The following is a 19,627-nucleotide window of genomic DNA, read 5'->3' as shown; positions in this document are numbered from 1 at the left end:
CGACACAAGGGAATCCATGAGTTTGTGGATTCCCATCACCATCGCCGCCGCAGCATTTCAGACCGTACGATTCATGCTGCAAAAGTCGCTGAGCACCGCGAAACTTTCGGCAGCCGGCGCGACTTTTGCGCGGTTTGCCTATTCCATGCCACTGGCCGTTCTAGGCCTGATCGTGGCGATGCAGTTGACTGGTTTCAGCCTACCGGCCCTGACGGGGCGGTTCTGGTTGTTTGCAGTGATCGGCGGGACAACGCAGATATTGGCGACCATCTGCGTGGTGGCCCTGTTCAAACAACGCAATTTTGCCGTCGGTATTACATTCAAGAAGACCGAAGTTATCCAAACCGCCATCGTCGGATTTCTGGTCCTGGGCGATCAGGTGTCCTCGGGTGCGTTGTTTGCGATTGTTCTGGGACTGGTGGCTGTCTTGCTGTTGTCGAAAAGTCCTGGTGGAGAAGGGGCTTGGTGGGCACACCTCACCAACCGTGCATCGCGCCTTGGGCTGGGTTCGGGCGTTTTGTTTGCTTTCTCATCCGTCAGCTATCGCGGTGCCTCGTTGGAGCTTGGGGATTTAGACGCCTGGTTCCGGGCGCTGGTCACTTTGGCAGTGGTGGTTTCGTTCCAATTCCTCAGCATGGGGTTGTGGCTGCTGTGGCGCGACCGGGCTGAGCTGCACGCAGTTTGGGACACACGCCGAACGGGCGTTTTTGTCGGGCTAACCAGTCTATGCGGTTCGTTCTGCTGGTTTTTTGCCTTCACTCTGCAAAACGCGGCCTATGTCAAAGCTCTCGGGCAGGTCGAGCTGATCTTCAGCCTGTTCGCCTCGATCTTGTTTTTCCGCGAAAGAATCACCCGGCGCGAGATCGCCGGGATGACGTTGCTTGGTGCCTCGATACTGGCACTGGTGCTTACGATTTAGCCTGCGCGGCGCTCGTCAAAGCTGAGGGCGATGAAGCTGGGCAGGTGATCGCCCATGCCGACAACTGCAGGGCCCCTGTCGTCTCTGCGGCCGCGACCTTTGGACTCTTTGTCCTTACGGGGCTCTCTATCCTTGCGCGGTTCTCTATCCTTACGAGGCTCTCTTTCCGTACGGGGCTCGCTTTTGCGCCGATCGGACTTTTTGGTGTCCGCCGCTTTGGGCTGATTCTCGGTTTTTGGGGAATCGGCTTTGGATTCATCCGCCTCAATCGGGTTGTTCAGGCGGGGAATTTCCTTCTGAATCAACTTCTCCACCGCCGCCAGCGCCTTTTCATCGCGGGAAGAGCAGATCGTGATCGCCTTGCCCTCACGCCCGGCGCGACCGGTGCGGCCAATGCGGTGGACGTAATCTTCGGGGTGGCCGGGGACGTCGAAATTGATCACATGGCTGACGGATGGCACATCCAATCCGCGCGCGGCCACGTCCGAGGCCACGAGTAGGCGCAAAGACCCATCCCGGAAGCCGTCGAGTGTTTTCGTGCGCTGGGATTGATCCAGATCGCCGTGGATCGCGGCGGCGTCATAGCCGTATTTCTTGAGAGACTTGGCGCAGATGTCCACATCGGTCTTGCGGTTGCAGAAGATGATGGCGTTGGTGCACTTCTCGCCTTCAGCGTCGATCAGCGCCCGCAGGACATTGCGTTTCTGGCTGGCCTCACGATCCCGACGACCGCCTTTGAACATGACAACGCCCTGTTCAATAGTTTCCGAAGCAGTGGCCTGACGCGCAACCTCGACCCGCGTGGGTGCGGACAGAAAGGTGTCGGTGATCCGCTCAATCTCGGGCGCCATAGTGGCCGAAAAGAACAAGGTCTGGCGCGTGAACGGCGTCAGCGAGAAGATGCGTTCGATATCGGGGATGAACCCCATGTCCAGCATCCGGTCAGCTTCGTCGACAACCATGATCTGAACACCGGTCAAAAGAAGCTTGCCGCGTTCGAAATGGTCCAGCAGGCGACCCGGCGTGGCGATCAGGACGTCAACGCCCCGGTCGATCAACGCGTCCTGCTCTTTGAAGCTGACGCCGCCGATCAGCAGCGCTTTGGTCAGTTTCAGGTGTTTGGCGTAGGTGTCGAAATTCTCGGCCACCTGCGCGGCCAGTTCCCGGGTCGGGCACAGCACTAGCGAGCGCGGCATCCGTGCACGGGCGCGCCCACGGGCCAGCAAGGTGATCATCGGCAGCGTAAAGCTGGCCGTCTTGCCGGTACCGGTCTGAGCAATGCCCAGAACATCCCGACCTTCAAGGGCAGCGGGTATCGCGCCTTCCTGAATTGGCGTGGGCGTTTCGTATCCGGCTTCCTCAATGGCTTTGAGGACCTTCGGGTTCAGGTTCAGTTCGTTGAATTTTGTCATGTATGTCCGGTTCATGCGGACACTAGACCTAGCCCGCGCGTCAAAGGAATGCCGGGCCCGGATGGCCATACGCTGTCACGCGCATTTCGGCTTTGCGCGGACATAACAAAATCATGGGGCAGGGTCAAATGAAGAGCCCTTAACCTGACGTCGCTAACGCCCACTGCTGGTTTTCCGCAACAATTCAGCAGCTTCCGGGAAAGTGTTTCGCAACCTTAGCGTCCAGATCCAGCGGTCTGTGCCGGATCAACCCATATTCTTCGAGACGTGTGCGTACGCCAGGATCGGCACCGCTAATTTCGTCATAGAACGCGCGCAAACCGTCCTGGCCCTGTTCTGTCTCGATCCAGTTGAACAACTCATTCTTGTTCAGACCGCCCAGTTCGCGCGGAACGTTCGGGGACATGCCGGGTTGATAGGACCCACGCGCCATCCGGAACTGATAGTGCGCGGCCCAGTGGTCCCAGTCAGGGGCGTGGCGATGACACAGCTCTAACCCCGGAAGTTCGAATTTGCAGGGCAGAAGTTTTTTGTTTTGAAACAGGTTGTGGATGCGAAAGTTCAGCTTTTCCATGCCTGTGCGGACGAACAGCTTACCCTGAACGTGGCTGAGGAACCCGCCGAGTACAAAGCTGCCATAGTTGGGATAGACGGACTGTACTATGGCTGAGCGGTCCGGGCCGCTGGGGATATGCGCCTTGAACAGATCCTCGCCGCCTGCCATTGCCTCCATTGGCCGGACGCGGACGGCAGGGATTTCCGCGGGGACGAATTGCAACTGCTCCCGGATGGGTTTTGAAGACCAAAGGAACTCATCCACGTCGATATGGGCCAGCCAGTCCAGATCGGTGTTGCGATAGGCGAATGTGGCATGAAGTGTCTGACGAACCTGATGGCGGTCCGGGCGGTCGCGTTTGCGTTTATCCCAAAAGACATCATCACAGATTCGCGCCCTGATTTTCGGGTGTTTCCTGAGGGCCCGGTGCGCCTCACGATTAGGTTCGTCCAGGTAAATGTACAGATAATCCGCACCCAGATCGAGGTGATGGGCCGCGAACCTGAGTATGTCGCGGGTCGATCCGCGAACCATTGAGACGATACCCCAGGTCGTCATTGGCGCGCTTCCCTACGCGCTGCACGAGTCTCACGCATTTTGGCCAGGCGCCGGAACACTGTCCCGGGATCGCGATTCAAAGCCTTGAACAGATGATCCGAATGCTCGGCCCACAACCGGCAAAACAAGGCGGGGGCGTGGTTCGGCCAGGATCGTTTCCGCAAGTTCGAAATAAGCTGCGCGTTCAGAAACGCCAGTTCAGATTTTCCGACGAATTCCTGCGCGATGTGTCGGCGTTTGCGCGTCCAGGATGTATCCGCCTGGCCGGGTTGCGGCCGTGTCGCGCTTTCAGGAACAATCTGACGCGTCAAATGGGTCAGATCGACATCTTCTGCCGGCAGTACCTCGTCCGAGAAGTCGAAAGGCGCTCGTCGCCTTTCGAACCTGTCTTGCAGGGCGGGCAAGCCACCCGAATACGTTAGATCATCATCCATTCGTGCTTTCGGCCCGTGCCATCACGCCATCATCTCTTTCGTGGCCGTCAGGTTCAGTTCGGGGTAGTCGCGGACGACCCGGTCGATGTCCCACTGCAGGCGCGTCAGATAAACGATATCGCCGTCATGATCATGGGCGATGTGCTGCTTGTTGGCTTCGACGAACTTCTCGACTTCGGCTTTGCCGCCGCTGACCCAGCGGGCCGAGGTGAATTGCGACGCCTCAAAGCGCACTGGCAGGCCGTATTCCATCTCAATCCGGCTGGCGAGCACTTCGAATTGCAACGCGCCGACGACGCCGACGATGAAGCCTGACCCGATCGAAGGTTTGAACACCTTGGCGGCACCTTCCTCGGCAAATTGCATGAGGGCTTTTTCCAGGTGCTTGGCTTTCATCGGATCGCCGGGGCGCACGGTTTGCAGCAGTTCAGGCGCGAAAGAGGGGATGCCGGTCACCCGGATCGCTTCGCCTTCGGTCAGCGTGTCGCCGATGCGAAGCTGGCCGTGGTTGGGAATGCCGATGATATCACCGGCCCAGGCCTCTTCGGCCAATTCGCGGTCGGACGCCAGAAACAGCACAGGGTTCGAAATCGCCATCGGCTTTTTCGAACGAACATGAGTCAGCTTCATACCGCGCTTGAAATGGCCCGATGCCATGCGGACAAAGGCGACGCGGTCGCGGTGCTTGGGGTCCATATTGGCCTGAACCTTGAAGACAAAACCGGCGACTTTCTTTTCGTCGGGTGCGATCTGACGCGGTTCGGCAGACTGGATCTGCGGCTGCGGGCCATAAGCGCCGATGCCCTCCATCAGTTCCTTGACACCGAACGAGTTGATCGCCGAACCGAACCAGATCGGGGTCATATGCCCCTCAAGCACCGCCTGCGGGTCCATGGCGGGTAGCAGCTCGCGCGCCATCTCGACCTCTTCCAGGAACTTCTCCAGCAGGTGCTCGGGTACGTGTTCCGCGAGCTTGGGGTCATCAAGACCGTTGATCTCGATGCTTTCGGCCACTTTGTTACGGTCGGCGCGGTCCATCAGCTCCAACCGGTCGCGCAGCATGTCGTAGCAGCCGATGAAATCGCGGCCGACGCCGATGGGCCACGCGGCAGGCGTGACGTCAATGGCCAGCATTTCCTGAATTTCGTCGATGATCTCGAACGTATCGCGGCTTTCGCGGTCCATCTTGTTACAGAAGGTCAGGATCGGCAGATCACGCAGGCGACAGACCTCGAACAGTTTCTGCGTCTGGCTTTCCACACCTTTCGCGCCGTCGATGACCATCACGGCGGCGTCCACAGCGGTCAGCGTGCGATAGGTGTCTTCAGAGAAATCACTGTGGCCGGGCGTATCCACCAGATTGAACCTGAAGGTGTCATAGTCAAAAGACATCGCCGATGCGGAAACCGAGATGCCGCGATCCTTCTCCATCTGCATGAAGTCCGAACGGGTGCGCCGGGCTTCGCCCTTGGCGCGCACCTGACCGGCCATCTGAATAGCGCCCCCGTACAACAGGAACTTTTCAGTCAGCGTCGTTTTGCCCGCATCCGGGTGCGAGATGATGGCGAATGTCCGGCGCCGGGCGATCTCGGGCGGCAAAACGGGTTGGTTCGAGGCGGTATCAAGCATGAACGCGCGTATATGCGGGGAATTCTGCCGAGGCAAGACAAAGGGGGTGTTCAGAATCGCCTGACGATGGCAAAAAGAACATATAGTGAACAAATGATGGAGAGGTGTGATGAATTTAAAAGAAATCGCAAACGAACTGGTCGCTGGTTGCCGCGAGGGCCGGGCCAAAGCGAATTTGGATAAGCTCTATGCAGACAATGCCGTTTCTGTCGAAGCTGTGGATTACTCGGGTATGGGGCGCGAAGTCGCCGGGCGCGACGCAATCCGCGGCAAACACGAATGGTGGGAAGGCGCACATGATGTAACCGAAGCTTCAGTAAGTGACCCATTTGTGCATGGTGAGGACCGCTTTGCCGTAATTTTTGAAGTGAAGGGTACTGTGCTGGAAAGCGGTGACAGCTTTGATATGCGCGAAGTCGCCATTTACCACGTGGCGGACGGCAAGATCGTGCGCGAAGAGTTCTTTTACTAACGTGTTTTGGTTTCTGGTCTTCCCTGAAAGGCTGGTGCTAGATGTGCGGCAAAGACAGGGAGGATCAGATGGATCTTGGGATCAAAGGTAAACGTGCGCTGGTCTGCGCCAGTAGCAAAGGTTTGGGTCTGGGTTGTGCCGAGGCACTGGCCGCGGCGGGTGTTGATCTGGTGATGAACGCGCGCGGGTCTGAGGCTTTGGAAGCCGAGGCCACGCGCCTGCGATCTGAACATGGGGTGGACGTGCAAACTGTCGCCTGCGATGTGACCTCGGTTGACGGGCAAGAACAGGTGATAAAAGTCGCGCAGAATGTTGATATTCTTGTGACAAATGCCGGTGGTCCGCCGCCCGGTTTGTGGTCGGACTGGGATCGTGACGATTTTGTCAAAGCGCTGGACTCTAACATGCTGACGCCGATTGCCTTCATGAAGGCACTGTTGCCGGGGATGATGGACAAGGGCTGGGGCCGGGTGGTGAATATCACCTCGCAATCTGTGCGCGCACCGATCCCTGCGCTGGGTCTGTCGAATGCAGCCCGCACCGGACTGACAGGTTATGTTGCCGGAACTGCGCGTCAGGTTGCACCAAAAGGTGTGACGATCAACAACTTGCTGCCGGGCATTCATGCCACTGACCGGGCGGACTCATTGGATGGTGGTGTCGCCGCGCAAAAAGGAATTTCGATGGACGAGGCGCGCGCTGAACGCGCGGCAACCATCCCGGCGCGCCGGTATGGAACGCGTGAAGAATTTGGTGCAGCCTGTGCGTTCCTGTGTTCGCAGAATGCCGGTTTCATTGTCGGGCAGAACATACTGCTGGATGGTGGCGCCACCAACCTGACGATGTGATCATGGCTCAAAACTTCTCGCTTAAAGATCAACTGTTTAATGTCGAAAAGACCCGCTATTTGGCGGGGCTTTTCGCGGGCGCGGACCCGTCTTTTGATGCCGAGGCGTTTGAGGCGCAGGTCATGTCGCGTCTGCTGGATCTGGAGCTGAAAGAGAGGATGGCCTGGATCGCCGAATGCCTGCAACAGGCGGTGCCGGGCGACTTGCCTCAGATCGCACCAACGCTGCTGCGCGCCCTGCCTCCGCCCTTGGATCCCGGCAAAATGGATGATGATTTTGGTGATTTCATCTTTGCGCCACTGGGTGACTGGGTTGTTGCCGTGGGGATGGATCATCCAAAGCAGTCATTGGATGTGCTTGAGGAACTGACCCAGAGGTTTTCAATGGAATGGGCCATACGTCCGTTCCTCAATACCCATCAGGAACAGGTGCTGGCGCGGATGCAGGAATGGTGCGCGCATGACAGCTATCACGTGCGACGACTAGTTAGCGAAGGCACACGGCCGCGCTTGCCTTGGGGGCAGGGCGTTGCGCTGGAACTGACCGATCCGCTGCCGTTGTTGGATCGCCTGCATGCCGATGGGACGCGTTATGTCACCCGGTCGGTGGCCAACCATCTGAATGACATCACCAAGAAAGACCCGGATCTGGTTTTGGACCGGTTGCAGGACTGGACTAGGAACGGACAGCAGGATCAGGCCGAGATGGACTGGATGACCTCGCATACCTTGCGCGGGCTTGTGAAAGCAGGCCATCCGCGCGCTATGAAAATGCTTGGCTTTGACCCTGATGCGAAGGTTTCGGCCGATGTCACCATTAAGGGTGATGCTCAGATCGGCGGCGCGCTGGAATTCGATGTAGTGCTGAGTGGAAACGGCGACCAACCTGTTCTGGTGGATTATATTGTTCATTTTCAAAGGCCTGGGGGCAAAACGTCAGCCAAAGTTCACAAGCTGAAACGGTCCGCGTTAGCGGATGGTGCTCTTACCCTGATCAAAAAGCACAAGCTTAAAGGTGATGCGACCACGTTCAAACTGATCCCCGGTGCGCATCGGCTTGAGATTCAGGTGAACGGCAAACTGCGCGCGGGCGTTGATTTCGAACTGCTGGCATAACCCCTACACGCCCTCACGCTTTCGTCAGATTCTAAAGGTCCGGATTGCGCCAATCCCCGCACTGCATTAGCTGCTATGCAGCCATCAGACAGAAGGATAGCCGCGATGAAGCATGAGGCAGTGCAGAATTACTATGGCGAGGTCCTGCAGGGCAGCTCGGACTTGCAGACAAACGCGTGTTGTACGCCTGATGACATGCCGGATCATGTCAAAAAGATCTTGTCGAAAATTCATGACGAAGTTCTGACGCGCTACTATGGCTGCGGTCTGATCGCTCCGCACGACCTTGAGGGGATGAGCATTCTGGATCTCGGCTGTGGTGCGGGACGTGATGTTTATGCCTTGTCTGCAATGGTAGGCGAAAAGGGGCGCGTTGTCGGTGTGGACATGACGCCGGAGCAACTGGACATCGCGCGCGCGCATCAGGACTATCACGCGCAGGCCTTTGGGCATTCTGCCAGCAATGTAGAATTCCACCATGGCTATATCGAAAAGCTGGATGAGCTTGATCTGGAACCCGGTTCTTTTGACATCATCGTCTCGAACTGCGTGATCAATCTGGCCACCGATAAAGAGGCTGTTTTGCGCGGTGCGCACCGGTTGTTGAAAGACGGGGGCGAGATGTATTTCTCGGACGTCTATTCAGACCGCCGCGTGCCCAAGGAGATGGCCGAGGATGAGGTTCTGTACGGTGAATGCCTGTCCGGCGCGTTGTATTGGAACGATTTCCTGTCGATGTCGCGTAAGGCAGGATTTGATGATCCGCGCCGGGTCACGCATCGTCCGCTGACTATTGAAAACGTGGTGCTCGAAGAGCGTGTTGCGCCTCTTAAATTCCTTTCCGCCACCTACCGTCTGTTCAAGCTGCCCGAGTTGGAGCCTGCGTGCGAGGATTACGGCCAGGCCGTGATCTACAAGGGCACCATCCCGAACGCCCCGCATCTGTTCGAACTGGATGATCACCACGCGATCGAGGCGGGCAAGGTATTTCCTGTCTGCGGCAACACCTGGATGATGTTGAAAGATACCCGTTTCGCCCGGCACTTTCAGTTCATCGGCGATTTCTCGACCCACTACGGCATTTTCGAAGGCTGTGGCGGTGAAAGCCCGTTTGAAGCCATGGGCGAGGCTCCATCCAGCGGCTGTTGCTGATCTCTTGCACCTGAGGGGCGGGGTTGTTATCCCCGCCTAAGCCCGATGGAATTGATCGGGAAATGCAACGGGGCCCATCGGTGACAGAAAACGCTACTCCTCCTCGGTTGGAAATCCGAAATCTGATCGCCCGGTATGAAGGGCGGGTTGTTGTGGATGACGTCTCGCTGATGGTGCGGGCGGGGCAGGTGACCTGTCTGTTGGGGCCTTCGGGCTGCGGCAAGTCGACAACCCTGCGCATGATCGCCGGGGTCGAGATGCAGGAATCCGGTGAAATCTATGTCGATGGCAAGTTGATCTGTGACACGGTGTTTCGTGTGCCGCCCGAGCGGCGCGAAATAGGGCTGATGTTTCAGGACTTTGCCCTGTTTCCGCATCTCAGCGTTGCCGACAATGTGGCCTTTGGCCTGAAGGGGCATAGGGACGAAAAACGCGCCCGCGTCGAAGCGCTGCTGCGCAAGGTCGACCTGATGCGTTTCGTCGACGACTACCCGCATCATCTGTCAGGTGGCGAGCAGCAACGTGTGGCACTGGCCCGCGCATTGGCCCCGCGTCCGCGGATCATGCTGATGGATGAGCCTTTCTCGGGCCTCGACAACCGGTTGCGGGACGGCATTCGGGATGAAACGCTTGCGATCCTCAAGGAAGAGGATGCCGCTGTTGTTCTTGTCACGCACGAGCCGGAAGAAGCGATGCGCATGGCGGATGAAATCGCCCTGATGCGGCGCGGTAAAGTCGTGCAACAAGGCGCGCCCTACAACGTCTTCACCCGCCCGGCGGACAAGGCGGCGGTGGCGTTTTTTAGTGATATCAATGTTTTGCAATCCAAAGTGAATGGAGCCTTGGCCGAAACGCCATTCGGGCAATTTCTGGCACCCGGCGTTCCGGACAATACAGATGTCGAAATCGTATTCCGCCCTCAGCACGTGCGGCTGGACTTTGACCGTAACGGCAAGGGGCCGCTGCCGACACCGACCGACGGCGTTGCCGCGCGGGGCGTAGTCGAGCGGGCACGGTTTTTGGGCAACGAAAGCCTTGTTGAATTTCGGATGGACCATGACGGCTCGATCCTGAGGGCGACGGTGCCCAATGTCTTTGTTCCCAGTCCGGGACGGGTCATGTGGCTGACCATCCGACGTGACAGGTGTTTCGTTTTCCCGGTTTAGGCTGGAAAGCCACAGTTTAGCGCCAAGTGGTGCGCGAAAGCATCAGATTGGACGCGCGCTTTGCTTGCCGCGACGCGGGGGCGGGTCTATCAAGGGCAAAACGCCGGGTGGATGGGGCTTATGCGTATACTTCTGACCAATGATGACGGGATCAATGCCCCAGGGCTGATCGCACTTGAGGCGATTGCCGCCGATCTGGCAGGCCCGGATGGCGAGGTTTGGGTCGTGGCACCCGCGTTCGAACAATCGGGTGTCGGCCACTGCATCAGCTATACCCACCCGATGATGGTCGCCAAGCTGGGCGAACGCCGCTTTGCCGCCGAAGGCTCGCCCGCTGACTGTGTGTTGGCCGGGCTGCACGACGTCATGAAAGACACGCCGCCCGATCTGGTGTTGTCCGGTGTGAACCGGGGCAACAACTCGGCCGAGAACACGCTGTATTCCGGCACGGTGGGTGGGGCGATGGAAGCCGCCCTGCAGGGTATTCCTGCGATTGCCTTGTCGCAGTATTTCGGGCCGCGCAACCTGGGTCTGGATGATCCTTTTGAGGCTGCAACGCGTTACGGGGCCGACCTCGTGCGGCGAATTCTGAAAGCAACGCCTGAAGAGCAGGGGGATTACCGCCTGTTTTACAACGTGAATTTCCCACCTGTGCCGGCGGATGAGGTTCTGGGGACGCGCATCGCGCCGCAGGGCTTTCGCCGGGATACCAATTTCTCAGTTGAACCACACAGCTCGCCCTCGGGCCGCCGCTTCCTGTGGATCAAGGGTGGCTATCAGCACAACCCGACAGCACCCGGTACTGATGCAGCGGTCAATCTGGGAGGCTACATCTCGGTCACACCGATGCGTGCGGACCTGACGGCCCATGACGTTCTGGAACAACTGAAGTCGATCGAATGAGCGGACTTGATCCAGAAACAACCATGCAATTCCTCTTTGCCCTGCGGTCGCGCGGGGTAACGGATGCGCGCGTTCTGGCCGCGATGGAACAGGTCGATCGGGGCCGTTTCGTCAAGGGCCTGTTCGCGGAGCGCGCTTATGAGGATACACCGCTGCCGATTGCCTGCGGTCAGACGATCAGCCAGCCTTCGGTGGTGGGGCTGATGACGCAGGCGCTGGATGTGCGCCCTCGTGACACGGTGCTGGAAGTTGGTACAGGCTCGGGTTATCAGGCCGCGGTTCTGTCCAAGCTGGCGCGCCGGGTCTACACGGTCGAACGTCATAAACGTCTGGTTCGCGAAACTGGCGAGCTTTTTCGCGAATTGGGGATGACCAATGTGACGGCGATGCTGTCGGATGGGTCGTTCGGTTTGTCGGAACAAGCCCCGTTTGATCGTATCATTGTGACGGCCGCTGCCGAGGACCCGCCCGGGCCGCTCTTGGCGCAGCTCAAAATCGGCGGTATCATGGTTTTGCCGGTGGGACAGTCGGATGCGGTTCAGACCCTGATCCGGGTCAGACGCACTGAAACCGGCCTGGACTATGATGAATTGTTGCCCGTTCGGTTCGTGCCCCTGCTAGAAGGGCTTGGTAAAGACGGAGCGTAAAGAAATATTTCGCGATAAGCGCTGGAACCCCGGACAACAGGGGCAGGCGGTGAGGACAGTAAAATGAGAGCAGTTTCCAAATCAGCAGTCGCAGCAGGTGTTGCGTCCTTGGCGTTCCTCGCGGGATGCGAGGGCCCCATAGATTATGACCTGCGAGGCAACGTCGGCGGGTTTTCTACGGCCGATGCGGCGCAGGCGGCCACCGCGAACCGGCCTGCTCCGGATGCGCGTGGCGTGATCACCTATCCCAATTATCAAGTGGCCGTTGCGCGCCGGGGCGACACGGTTGGCGATGTCGCCGCCCGGGTTGGATTACCGGCAGCGGAAGTCGCGCGTTTTAACGGATTGCAAGCTGCAGACCAGCTGCGTGATGGCGAGGTGGTCGCCTTGCCCCGTACCGTCAGCGCGGCCAGCTCTGTCGATATCGCGACAATTGCAGGCACTGCGATTGACGCAGCTCCGGCGGATGGGTCGGTGCGCACATCGACGCTGGAACCGGCACAACCAACCGCCGCGCCTGCTCCGGCCTCTGCGCCGGCGGGACCCGAACCCATTCGCCACAAGGTCAAGCGCGGCGAAACCGCGTATACGATCGCGCGCCTGTATAACGTGCCGGTAGATGCCTTGGCCGAGTGGAACGGGCTGGGGTCTGACTTTACCGTGCGCGAAGGACAGTTTCTGCTGATTCCCATCAAGAACCAGCCTGCGCCCCGTCAGGAGGCGGCCGCCGTGACAACAGTCCCTGCGACTACGATCACCCAACCTGGGCAGGGATCGCCGACACCGACGCCGCCCAGCGCGACGCAACCTCTGCCGGATGAAGTCATCAAGCCCGCCGAGCCCGCACCTGACGTGACCGCCGAAGCGCCGACTACGCAAAGCAATTCTGCGCTTGGACTGCCTGTCACAGGAACGATCATCCGCACCTATAAAAAGGGCTCGAACGAAGGCATCGACATTGCGGCCTCGCCGGGTAGCCCGGTTAACGCTGCCGCTGCGGGCACCGTCGCCGCAATCACGGCCGACGCAGATCAGGTGCCGATCATTGTGGTAAAGCACAACAGCGATCTGTTGACCGTCTACGCGAATGTCGAGAACATCACTGTGAAAAAGGGTGCTCGCGTCAAGCGCGGCCAAAAGATCGCCTCCTTGCGCGGCGGCGACAATGCCTACGTCCATTTCGAGGTGCGTAAAGGGTTCGAATCTGTCGATCCGGAACCCTATCTGCGGTGAGGGTTATGGCCCTGAGCGGGCCGTACCTCCTGCCAGAGTATTTGAGAAAAGATGAAGCCCGTCACGCGTGCGGATCATAATCGCTTAGGCTCTTGCCGGGCTCGTCTGCGAAGACCTCGGGCAGGGGCAAGATTGTTTCGATCAGGTCTATGCGAAAAACACGGAACCCCTGACGTAACTCGCACCATGCCGTCAGGGTCCAGACGCGCCCCCAGTATTCCATGTGCAGCGGGCGTATGACCCGATCAGTCAGAACGCCGTCGATCCGACGGTAAGACAGACGGAGTTTCTGGCGGGATTTGATGGCGGCGCGGATCGGGGCCATATGCGCCAGCCCACGCGCCGCATCGGCAAAGGGATAGACTGCAAATTTCCAACTGTCAGCCTCGGCCACGACCTGCGTGGGCAACACGGCGTCGATCTTGTCGGCCAGCGACGTGGCTGCGGCCTTGAGGTCGGGGTCTGCGGCTTCGGCTACGATGGCCATACCGAGGTTCAACGCCTCAAGCTCGGCAGGGGTCAGATTCAGCGGGGGCAGGGTGATCTGCTCACGCACCATGTAGCCCACACCGCGTTCGCCCTCGACGGGGATGCCCGAGGCAACCAGCGTATCCATGTCGCGATAGATGGTGCGAACCGACACCTCAAGCCGGTCCGCGATGTCCTGCGCACGGTGAAGTTTACCGTCGCGCAGGATCTGGATGATATCGAACAGCCGGTCAGAGCGGCGCATGGGATGTCCTGTGTGTCATGACGCTCCGATGGTCCAATGGATTGCATCGTGGCGCATGGTGACCGTGTCCGGCGCGATTGCGGCCATCACCGCAGGAGCGAAATCCTGCTTTGGAAAGGCTGCGGCGGCGGATTGAGCGCAATCCATGTTGGCCCAGATGACTGTGTCGGTCCAAAGCCCATCATCCCCTGCGCTGAGGCGTCGAAAGACAAAGCCGTCCGCGTTCCGAACAAAGGATTCTGTGCCTTTCATGATGTTCACGAAATCCTCTTCTGTTACATCGGCTGCGAGTTTGAAGGTTACGGTTTCTGCGATTTGTGTCACGTCATGCTCCTGTTTTGATGAGACAGGGCTGTTGTACGTGTTTACAACTGACATAAACCTGTCAGTTGAGAAATGCGAGTCCTCAAAAATCGCGTGATCCGTTCGTTTTTGGGCACAGAACCGGGCCAACACGCTTTTGCGATGGACCGCACGGGCGTAAACACAGTGCCAGATCACATTCCCGGCGCGCTTGCGCCGACTTCAAAGGAGAAGAGACATGCTTAACAATATCGGACTTCCCGGTCTTCTGCTGATTGCCGTTGTGGTGCTGGTGCTGTTTGGCCGCGGCAAAATCAGCTCGCTTATGGGCGAAGTGGGCAAAGGCATCACCTCGTTCAAGAAGGGCGTTAAAGAAGGTGCGGACGAGTTGGAGCAGGACGCGTCCGAGGTGGCCAAAGACGTCACGCCCGAGACAGACAAAGACAAGGTCTAAGCGCAGATGTTTGATCTGGGCTGGACCGAGCTTCTGGTCATCGGCGTTGTTGCCCTGATCGTTGTGGGGCCAAAGGATCTGCCGGTGTTGTTCCGCAATGTCGGCCGCTGGGTTGGCAAGGCCCGTGGCATGGCGCGCGAGTTCAGCAGCGCCATGAACGAGGCGGCGGATCAGGCGGGCGTGAACGAGATCAAGAAGGGTCTGAATGCGGCCACCAATCCTGTGAACACCGCCATGGACGGTGTCAAAGAAGCCGCGCAGGAAATGGCCAAGAGCATGGACCCGACCAAGTTCGACCCCGACAGCGAGACAGGCAAGCTGGCTGCAGAACGTGCCGAGCAGGCCAAGAAGATTCAGGCCTCGACCGCGCGTGCCGCTGCCGAGCGTAAGGCCAAAGAAGCTGCGGATGCGCTAGCCAAGGCTGAAGAGGCCGAAGCCGCGCTGAATACTGAAAGCAAGACATGAGCAATACCGACGAGATCGAAGACAGCTCGGCCCCATTGATCGAGCATCTGGCAGAACTGCGCACACGGTTGATTCACTGCGTCGTGGCGTTCCTGATCGGGATGATAATCTGTTTCACGGTCGCTACGCCGCTGTTTAACTTCCTGACGAATCCCTTGTGTCAGGTTCTAGCTGATCGGGGACAGGATTGTGGGCTGATCTTCATCTCACCGCAGGAAGGTTTCTTCGTCGCCATCAAGGTCTCGCTGCTGGGCGGCTTCATACTGGCATTCCCCTATATCGGGATGCAGATGTGGCGGTTCGTGGCACCTGGCCTGTACCGGACAGAAAAGAATGCGTTCCTGCCGTTCATGCTGGCGTCGCCGTTCATGTTCCTGCTGGGGGCAAGCTTTGCGTTTTACGTGGTCACGCCACTAGCTTACGACTTTTTCCTGGGTTTCCAGCAGTTCGGAGCGGAAGGCGAGGCAGTGGTTGACGGCACGGTCACAGCGCCGCTGAGCGTGGTCTTCCAGGGCTCGGCACAGGAATACCTGAACCTGACGATCAAGTTCATCGTGGCCTTTGGGCTGTGTTTCCAGCTGCCGGTTCTATTGACCCTGATGGGCAAAGCCGGGTTGGTAACTGCCGAAGGTCTGGGGGGCGTGCGCAAATACGCTGTGGTTGCCATTCTGGTTCTGGCCGCGCTGGTGACACCGCCTGACGTGATCACGCAGGTCATCCTGTTCGTGGTCGTCTATGGGCTGTACGAGATTTCGATCTTCCTGGTCGCACGTGTTGAGAAGAAGCGCGAGGAACAACTGCGCGCCGATGGATACTATGACGACGAAGAAGAAGCGGATGAAGAGATCATTCAGGAAGAAGAAGGCAAGTAATCCTGTTGATCGGTAACAATCAGGCGCGCCCGTTGGGGCGCGCCTTTTTTGTGCGTAGCTCTTGTTGCGTCCGGCGGAACATGGTTTGAAACCACCAAAACCGACCGGAGGCGCCTATGAACGACCAAGCCCTGAACCGTATCGCTGACGCCCTGGAACGCATGGCACCGGCCCCATTGGCTGCGCCCGACTTCGCAGCAGCCCCGGCTTTTGTCTGGCAAGTCGAGCCGGACCGGCTGGAGCCGGTCAAACAGGTCAACCGGGTCGATCTGGACCTGCTGGTGGGCATCAACCGCTCACGTGATACGCTGCTGGACAACACGCGCCGCTTTGCGGCCGGATACAAGGCCAACAACGCGCTGTTGTGGGGTGCACGGGGCATGGGTAAATCCAGCCTCGTCAAAGCCGTCCACGGTACGTTGCAGGAGGATTTTCCGGACCTCAAACTGGTCGAACTTCAGCGTGAAGACATGGGCTCGGTCGCGCGTCTTCTCAACCATCTGCGCGCAGCCCCACACCGGTTCATCCTATTCTGTGATGATCTGTCGTTCAGCCACGATGACCAGCACTACAAATCACTCAAGGCGGTGCTGGACGGAGGCATCGAGGGCCGTCCTGAAAACGTTGTTTTCTACGCGACGTCGAACCGCCGTCACCTGATGCCGCGGGACATGATCGAAAACGAACGCTCCAGCGCAATCAACCCGTCAGAGGCGGTCGAGGAAAAAGTCTCGCTCTCTGACCGGTTCGGCCTGTGGCTGGGTTTCCATCCCTGCGATCAGGATGAATACCTTGCGATGATTGACCGGTATTGCGCGGCTCATGGTGTGTCCATCGACGCCGATATCCTGCGCGCCGAGGCCATCGAATGGCAAGCCACCCGGGGCGGACGCTCGGGTCGCGTGGCATGGCAGTTCTTTGTCGATCTGGCTGGGCGCAACGGCGTACATATCGCGTAGACCGCCCGCTACATCTGGCCTAAATATCCCCACCGGAGGCATGGCCTTAAGGGCTATTCCTACAATAGCGTCAGAATTCGGGCTGCCTCATCCGCAGGGCTGGTCAACACATCGCGGTCTTCGCCGGGGTGGAACCGAGCGCGCACAGCCGTGGGCATCGGCGCGGGTTCCACGATCGACACGCGCGGACCCGTGCGTTCTGTCTCCACCGCCCAGCTGCGGGCAAGCGCCAGTTGCGCGGCCTTGGTTGCTCCATAGATGCCATAGAACTTCTCACCCGCTTTGGGATCGTCAAAAAACACCGCATGGCCGCTGTCGCCCAACAGGGGCGCAATATACGGGATCAGAACCGACGTGGCTGTTGCGTTGATGTTGACCGCCTTCGTCCATTCCTTGGGGTCCACGAAATGCACAGGCGTCAGGGCCGAGGTGTGGACTGCAGTGTGCATCCACAGATCAACTTTGCCCCATCGGTCATGGATTCCCCGGCACAGGGTCGCCATGGCGTTCGGGTCCGCGATGTCCATCGGCGCAAGCGTGGCCGCGCCACCTTTGGCTTTGATCCGGTCGTCTAACTCTTCCAGCCCACCAGTGGTGCGGGCAACGGCGACGATGTGATACTCGGGTGCCAGAGCTTCGGCCAGGGCAGCACCCAATCCGCGCGAAGCCCCGGTGATGAGGGCAATTTTAGTCTGATCGGTCATAAGGGCGGTTTGAACCCATGCGCGCAGGGCGTCAAGACAGATTAACTTCCGGGGATGACGATCCGCTTGGTCTGGCCGCTTTGTCGCAGCATGACGCCTTCGTCATCAATGGCAATCACAGTGCCCGACGACACCCGGCTGCCGGGCTTGACCTCTTTGACCCGGCCTGACGACAGGCGCACCAACGCACGCATGTCAGCTTTTGGACCAAAGACGCCCAGCACAGAGACTGAGTTCTTCTTTAGCGCGCCCGTCTGTGTGGCCGCGTTTTTGACGTTGGCGTTTGACATAATTTTCGGCCTGGCCACGTTGGCCTGACCCCTTGTTTTATAAGTGGTTCGGCAAATGCGCTATCAAACGAAGGACAGGAACTAAAGAGGCGGGGATTGCGCGATAGCGCGGCTGAATAGCTGCGTCGCCGAAGTTCCTGCAATTGCGGTTTCTTCATCGAAAAGTTGTGCGCGAAAACCAACCGATCAGGCGCAGCCAATACGTGAAAAGGCCCGCATAGCAATTGCGAAACGGGCCATCACTGCAATCTGATTCGGGGGCGTATTCTTAGCCGGACGCCAGTTTGGCCGCATTCCAGGACCCGCCGGGCACCTGCATGTCCTGCTTTTTCTTGCTGACCCGGCTGCTGTTTTCGAGGCTGTCCAGATAGTCTTCGCTGACGCTGCCGGTAATGTAATTCCCGTCAAAGCACGAGCAATCGAAGGATTCGATATCCGGGTTACCTTCCTTGGCGGACCAAATCAGGTCATCGAGATCCTGATAGAACAGGGCGTCTGCGCCCAGCTCCTGACGGATATCCTCAATGTTCTTACCGTTTGCGATCAACTCATGCTTTGTGGGCATGTCGATACCATAAACGTTGGGGAACTTTACCGGTGGCGAGGCGCTGGCGATGAACACCTTCTTGGCCCCGGCTTCGCGGCACATCTGAACGATTTTTTTGATCGTGTTGCCGCGCACGATGGAGTCGTCGATCAGCAATACGTTGTGGCCTTTGAACTCCAACGGAACGGCGTTCAGCTTGCGGCGCACGGATTTCTGCCGCTCTTCCTGACCGGGCATGATGAATGTGCGGCCTACATAGCGGTTCTTGACCAGACCCTCACGGTAAGGAATGCCCGTGGCTTTCGCGACCTCAAGCGCCACTGGGCGTGCGCTATCGGGTACCGGGATGATGCGGTCGATCTCTAGCCCTGCAGCCTCAATCTGGCGCGCCAGCGTCTGACCCATACGCATCTGGGTTTTGTAGACCGAAACACCATCCAACAGCGAATCCGGACGGGCCAGGTAGACGTACTCAAAGATACAAGGGGTCAGCTGACCATCGACTGCCTGGAACGTGTGCATGTTGCCGTCGAGGTCAATCAGGATGGCCTCACCCGGTTTCACATCGCGCAGCTTTTCAAACCCGTTGATACCGAAGGCGACATCCTCGGACGCAAAGGCATAATCGTCGCCGTCCCCATCCACATCGCGCTTGGCAACCGACAGGGGGCGAATGCCGTAGGGATCGCGGAACGCCAGCATACCAACGCCGGCCACCAGACAGATCACTGAATAAGCACCCTGAACGCGTTCCATTGTCATCTTTACACCGGCAAAGATATTGCGGATGGGTTCGGCATTGCCATTGACCTTGATTGCGTCGGCCACTTTGTCCGCCAGAACATTCAGCAGAATCTCTGAATCCGAAGTGGTGCGCAGATGGCGGCTGTATTTGGCGGTGACTTTCTCGCGCTGCTCGGCGGTGTTGGTGATATTGCCGTTATGGACCAAATAGATGCCATAAGGCGCGTTGACGAAAAACGGCTGCGCCTCGGCCGCGCTGAGCGATCCGGCCGTAGGATAGCGCACATGTCCTATACCGACCTGTCCCAGCAGGGTCTCGGCGTCACTGGCGTTAAAGACGTCCTTGACCAGCCCGTTGGCTTTCTTCTCACGGAAGAACTCACCGGTATAGGTCACGATCCCCGAGGCATCCTGACCCCGGTGCTGCAACATCAGCAGCCCGTCATAGATTTCCGCAAAGACATCATGTGTCCTGCTTGCGATCCCTAAAATGCCACACATATACGGGCTCC

22 protein-coding genes are annotated in these 19,627 nt (G+C 58.6%); 13 read left to right on the top strand and 9 right to left on the bottom strand.

What is annotated here, in order from left to right:
- Positions 1–16 precede the first annotated feature (16 nt).
- Positions 17–919, top strand: a complete 903-nt coding sequence (locus AC2FID_RS04560) for an EamA family transporter (protein ID WP_496835585.1) — start codon at positions 17–19, stop codon at positions 917–919.
- Here the strand turns inward: AC2FID_RS04560 and AC2FID_RS04555 are convergent.
- The 4 genes from AC2FID_RS04555 to AC2FID_RS04540 form a co-directional block, all read right to left on the bottom strand.
- Positions 916–2,331: a DEAD/DEAH box helicase gene (locus AC2FID_RS04555; RefSeq protein WP_496835584.1), complete on the bottom strand. Its 1,416-nt coding sequence runs from the start codon at positions 2,329–2,331 to the stop codon at positions 916–918. The two genes, AC2FID_RS04560 and AC2FID_RS04555, sit on opposite strands and share 4 nt — an antisense overlap.
- Before the next feature lie 184 nt (positions 2,332–2,515).
- Positions 2,516–3,445, bottom strand: a complete 930-nt coding sequence (locus tag AC2FID_RS04550) for a glycosyltransferase family 2 protein (protein ID WP_496835582.1) — start codon at positions 3,443–3,445, stop codon at positions 2,516–2,518.
- Positions 3,442–3,879: a hypothetical protein gene (locus AC2FID_RS04545; protein ID WP_058271832.1), complete on the bottom strand. Its 438-nt coding sequence runs from the start codon at positions 3,877–3,879 to the stop codon at positions 3,442–3,444. The genes AC2FID_RS04550 and AC2FID_RS04545 overlap by 4 nt, the downstream gene beginning before the upstream one ends.
- A gap of 21 nt (positions 3,880–3,900) precedes the next feature.
- Positions 3,901–5,508: a peptide chain release factor 3 gene (locus AC2FID_RS04540; RefSeq protein WP_058271831.1), complete on the bottom strand. Its 1,608-nt coding sequence runs from the start codon at positions 5,506–5,508 to the stop codon at positions 3,901–3,903.
- A gap of 109 nt (positions 5,509–5,617) precedes the next feature.
- On the opposite strand from AC2FID_RS04540, the gene AC2FID_RS04535 reads away from it, so the two are divergent.
- The 8 genes from AC2FID_RS04535 (at position 5,618) to AC2FID_RS04500 (ending at position 13,044) form a co-directional block, all read left to right on the top strand.
- Positions 5,618–5,980 carry a nuclear transport factor 2 family protein gene (locus AC2FID_RS04535; protein WP_113790112.1) on the top strand — a complete coding sequence of 121 codons (363 nt, stop codon included), beginning with the start codon at positions 5,618–5,620 and terminating at the stop codon, positions 5,978–5,980.
- Positions 5,981–6,048: 68 nt separating this feature from the next.
- Positions 6,049–6,828, top strand: coding sequence for an SDR family oxidoreductase (locus AC2FID_RS04530; RefSeq protein ID WP_496835579.1), 780 nt, complete (start codon positions 6,049–6,051; stop codon positions 6,826–6,828).
- Positions 6,829–6,830: 2 nt separating this feature from the next.
- A complete protein-coding gene (locus tag AC2FID_RS04525) occupies positions 6,831–7,943 on the top strand; it encodes a YhaZ family DNA alkylation repair protein (RefSeq protein WP_496835577.1) in 1,113 nt (370 codons plus the stop codon).
- A 105-nt stretch (positions 7,944–8,048) separates the two neighbouring features.
- The gene (locus AC2FID_RS04520) at positions 8,049–9,095 is read left to right on the top strand and encodes a methyltransferase domain-containing protein (RefSeq protein WP_496835576.1); all 1,047 of its coding nucleotides are present in this window, start codon (positions 8,049–8,051) and stop codon (positions 9,093–9,095) included.
- A 62-nt stretch (positions 9,096–9,157) separates the two neighbouring features.
- Positions 9,158–10,261, top strand: a complete 1,104-nt coding sequence (locus AC2FID_RS04515; protein ID WP_472723896.1) for an ABC transporter ATP-binding protein — start codon at positions 9,158–9,160, stop codon at positions 10,259–10,261.
- A 120-nt stretch (positions 10,262–10,381) separates the two neighbouring features.
- Positions 10,382–11,164, top strand: a complete 783-nt coding sequence (gene surE, locus AC2FID_RS04510; RefSeq protein ID WP_496835573.1) for a 5'/3'-nucleotidase SurE — start codon at positions 10,382–10,384, stop codon at positions 11,162–11,164.
- A complete protein-coding gene (locus AC2FID_RS04505) occupies positions 11,161–11,811 on the top strand; it encodes a protein-L-isoaspartate(D-aspartate) O-methyltransferase (RefSeq protein WP_058271826.1) in 651 nt (216 codons plus the stop codon). Before surE ends, AC2FID_RS04505 begins: the two co-directional genes overlap by 4 nt.
- A gap of 63 nt (positions 11,812–11,874) precedes the next feature.
- Positions 11,875–13,044: a LysM peptidoglycan-binding domain-containing M23 family metallopeptidase gene (locus AC2FID_RS04500; protein ID WP_282118277.1), complete on the top strand. Its 1,170-nt coding sequence runs from the start codon at positions 11,875–11,877 to the stop codon at positions 13,042–13,044.
- A gap of 61 nt (positions 13,045–13,105) precedes the next feature.
- On the opposite strand, the gene AC2FID_RS04495 is transcribed toward AC2FID_RS04500, so the two are convergent.
- Entirely contained in the window at positions 13,106–13,777 is a 672-nt protein-coding gene (locus AC2FID_RS04495; RefSeq protein WP_282118278.1) for a helix-turn-helix transcriptional regulator, read from the bottom strand.
- Positions 13,778–13,792: 15 nt separating this feature from the next.
- The gene (locus tag AC2FID_RS04490; protein ID WP_496835571.1) at positions 13,793–14,101 is read right to left on the bottom strand and encodes a hypothetical protein; all 309 of its coding nucleotides are present in this window, start codon (positions 14,099–14,101) and stop codon (positions 13,793–13,795) included.
- A 217-nt stretch (positions 14,102–14,318) separates the two neighbouring features.
- On the opposite strand from AC2FID_RS04490, the gene AC2FID_RS04485 reads away from it, so the two are divergent.
- The 4 genes from AC2FID_RS04485 to AC2FID_RS04470 all read left to right on the top strand — a co-directional run bounded on the left by AC2FID_RS04485 (position 14,319) and on the right by AC2FID_RS04470 (position 16,830).
- On the top strand, positions 14,319–14,534 hold the full coding sequence (locus AC2FID_RS04485) for a twin-arginine translocase TatA/TatE family subunit (protein WP_058271822.1): 216 nt from the start codon (positions 14,319–14,321) through the stop codon (positions 14,532–14,534).
- A 6-nt stretch (positions 14,535–14,540) separates the two neighbouring features.
- Positions 14,541–14,999, top strand: coding sequence for a Sec-independent protein translocase protein TatB (gene tatB / locus AC2FID_RS04480; RefSeq protein WP_058271821.1), 459 nt, complete (start codon positions 14,541–14,543; stop codon positions 14,997–14,999).
- A complete protein-coding gene (tatC, locus tag AC2FID_RS04475; protein ID WP_496835568.1) occupies positions 14,996–15,871 on the top strand; it encodes a twin-arginine translocase subunit TatC in 876 nt (291 codons plus the stop codon). The genes tatB and tatC overlap by 4 nt, the downstream gene beginning before the upstream one ends.
- Before the next feature lie 116 nt (positions 15,872–15,987).
- Positions 15,988–16,830 carry an ATP-binding protein gene (locus AC2FID_RS04470; RefSeq protein ID WP_496835566.1) on the top strand — a complete coding sequence of 281 codons (843 nt, stop codon included), beginning with the start codon at positions 15,988–15,990 and terminating at the stop codon, positions 16,828–16,830.
- Between the two features lie 59 nt (positions 16,831–16,889).
- On the opposite strand, the gene AC2FID_RS04465 is transcribed toward AC2FID_RS04470, so the two are convergent.
- The 3 genes from AC2FID_RS04465 to purF form a co-directional block, all read right to left on the bottom strand.
- Complete coding sequence (locus AC2FID_RS04465; protein ID WP_496835564.1) at positions 16,890–17,534, bottom strand: SDR family NAD(P)-dependent oxidoreductase; 645 nt, start codon at positions 17,532–17,534, stop codon at positions 16,890–16,892.
- A 41-nt stretch (positions 17,535–17,575) separates the two neighbouring features.
- Positions 17,576–17,824, bottom strand: a complete 249-nt coding sequence (locus AC2FID_RS04460) for a hypothetical protein (protein WP_058271935.1) — start codon at positions 17,822–17,824, stop codon at positions 17,576–17,578.
- A gap of 268 nt (positions 17,825–18,092) precedes the next feature.
- On the bottom strand, positions 18,093–19,616 hold the full coding sequence (purF, locus tag AC2FID_RS04455) for an amidophosphoribosyltransferase (protein WP_496835562.1): 1,524 nt from the start codon (positions 19,614–19,616) through the stop codon (positions 18,093–18,095).
- Positions 19,617–19,627 lie beyond the last annotated feature (11 nt).

The sequence above is a fragment of the Ruegeria sp. CDSC068 genome, from assembly GCF_059610545.1.
Note: the sequence above shows the minus strand (reverse complement) of the source record. Positions and strands in the feature narration are given on the sequence as shown.